We start from the raw sequence: 2,500 nt of genomic DNA, 5'->3' as shown, positions 1-2,500 counted from the left end.
CTGATTCCACACTGCCAAGAAAAGCCTCTAGCGAGGTGAGAGGTGCCCGTACCGCAAACCGACACAGGTAGGCGAGGAGAGAATCCTAAGGTGAGCGAGAGAACTCTCGTTAAGGAACTCGGCAAAATGACCCCGTAACTTCGGGAGAAGGGGTGCTTTTTAGGGTGAATAGCCCGGAAAAGCCGCAGTGAATAGGCCCAGGCGACTGTTTAGCAAAAACACAGGTCTCTGCGAAGCCGCAAGGCGAAGTATAGGGGCTGACGCCTGCCCGGTGCTGGAAGGTTAAGGGGAGAGGTTAGCGCAAGCGAAGCTTTGAACCGAAGCCCCAGTAAACGGCGGCCGTAACTATAACGGTCCTAAGGTAGCGAAATTCCTTGTCGGGTAAGTTCCGACCCGCACGAAAGGCGTAACGATCTGGGCACTGTCTCAACGAGAGACTCGGTGAAATTATAGTACCTGTGAAGATGCAGGTTACCCGCGACAGGACGGAAAGACCCCGTGGAGCTTTACTGTAGCCGTGATATTGAATTTTGGTACAGCTTGTACAGGATAGGTAGGAGCCTGAGAAGCCGGAGCGCCAGCTTCGGTGGAGGCGTCGGTGGGATACTACCCTGGCTGTATTGAAATTCTAACCCACGAGCCTTGATCGGGCTTGGGAGACAGTGTCAGGTGGGCAGTTTGACTGGGGCGGTCGCCTCCTAAAATGTAACGGAGGCGCCCAAAGGTTCCCTCAGAATGGTTGGAAATCATTCGTAGAGTGTAAAGGCACAAGGGAGCTTGACTGCGAGACCTACAAGTCGAGCAGGGACGAAAGTCGGGCTTAGTGATCCGGTGGTTCCGCATGGAAGGGCCATCGCTCAACGGATAAAAGCTACCCCGGGGATAACAGGCTTATCTCCCCCAAGAGTCCACATCGACGGGGAGGTTTGGCACCTCGATGTCGGCTCATCGCATCCTGGGGCTGTAGTCGGTCCCAAGGGTTGGGCTGTTCGCCCATTAAAGCGGTACGCGAGCTGGGTTCAGAACGTCGTGAGACAGTTCGGTCCCTATCCGTCGTGGGCGTAGGAAATTTGAGAGGAGCTGTCCTTAGTACGAGAGGACCGGGATGGACGCACCGCTGGTGTACCAGTTGTCTTGCCAAAGGCATAGCTGGGTAGCTATGTGCGGAAGGGATAAGTGCTGAAAGCATCTAAGCATGAAGCCCCCCTCAAGATGAGATTTCCCATAGCGTAAGCTAGTAAGATCCCTGAAAGATGATCAGGTTGATAGGTCAGAGGTGGAAGCGCGGTGACGTGTGGAGCTGACTGATACTAATCGATCGAGGACTTAACCTAACAATAAAGCGAATGCTTAGTGAATTGAATTGTGTATCGTTATCTAGTTTTGAAGGAATATATATTCTTTCAATCTAAGTTTATAGTAAGAGGGTTTCGAGAAACGAACAGTTCAAGGAATCGATTGAGGAGACACCGGAGCGTACTTCAGTACGTGAGGATGTTGACGAATGAGATGACGCAGAAATGTGAAGTTTATCGGAAGCCGTAAACTATATTATTTGGTGATGATGGCGAAGAGGTCACACCCGTTCCCATGCCGAACACGGAAGTTAAGCTCTTCAGCGCCGATGGTAGTTGGGGGTTTCCCCCTGTGAGAGTAGGACGTTGCCAAGTGAAAAGAGGAAGAAAAGATCAGTAGAGATACTGGTCTTTTTTTGTGTGAAAAAATAAAAACCGAAGGTTTTTCCTTTCCCAAAGAACAAAGACAAATGGAATCTAGGGAGAAGTATAACAATGTAGATTTTTGGTGGACATTGGAGAATAGTTGGTAATTTAGGATAATCAAAGATAAATTAGACTTAACTCAATGTTAATGTACCAAAGGATTCATTTGATAACGAATGTGGCTTTAAATATAGATGTTGTTGTAGGGGAGATTGAACAAAGAAGATTGGTAAAGTATATTGCACGACAATATAAGCATATCAAGGCTTTTATTTTAGTCTCCCTTTACCGTTTTCTATCCTTCCGGAAAATACTTCAAACTATGATTTAAGACATTTTAGCGTGAATTACATGTGATTCACGCATTTCCTATTTAAAGATTATTGTCTTTCCATTTATATCTATAATTCCAGAAATAATTTCAAGTTGTAATTGTTGTTTATGGTAAAGAGATTGCAATTTAGGGACAGAAATGTTTAATGAAGAATAACTATTTGCAATTTGATTTAATTTTAATGAGAATTCTCAGGTGATTTTTTTCAACCAAAACAGTTAACATGATGTTTTTATTATTACCTTGGTAATCCATTAAAAGCTATTGTTTGATAAAAATGAATTAAGTAGTTGACAATAAACAAATAGTTAGTTATTATAAATATCTGCCGTTAATTGGCTGAATTAAAAATTTGATTTTAAAATACTTTTAAAAAAGTTGTTGACTTATTATGTTTCGAACGGTATACTAATAAAGTTGCTTCCGAAAAAGGAGTTAACAATAA

The 2,500-nt window shown here is 44.1% G+C and carries 2 rRNA genes (1 of these 2 cut by a window edge); both read left to right on the top strand.

Annotated elements, in window-relative coordinates:
- Positions 1 to 1,334, top strand: a 23S ribosomal RNA gene (locus AC0L8O_RS25460) (it extends 1,599 nt beyond the left edge of the window).
- Between the two features lie 220 nt (positions 1,335 to 1,554).
- A 5S ribosomal RNA gene (gene rrf / locus AC0L8O_RS25455) occupies positions 1,555 to 1,670 on the top strand.
- Positions 1,671 to 2,500: the final 830 nt, after the last annotated feature.

Source organism: Metabacillus sp. KJ11-3, from assembly GCF_055808295.1.
This window is presented reverse-complemented; position numbering and strand designations above follow the sequence as displayed.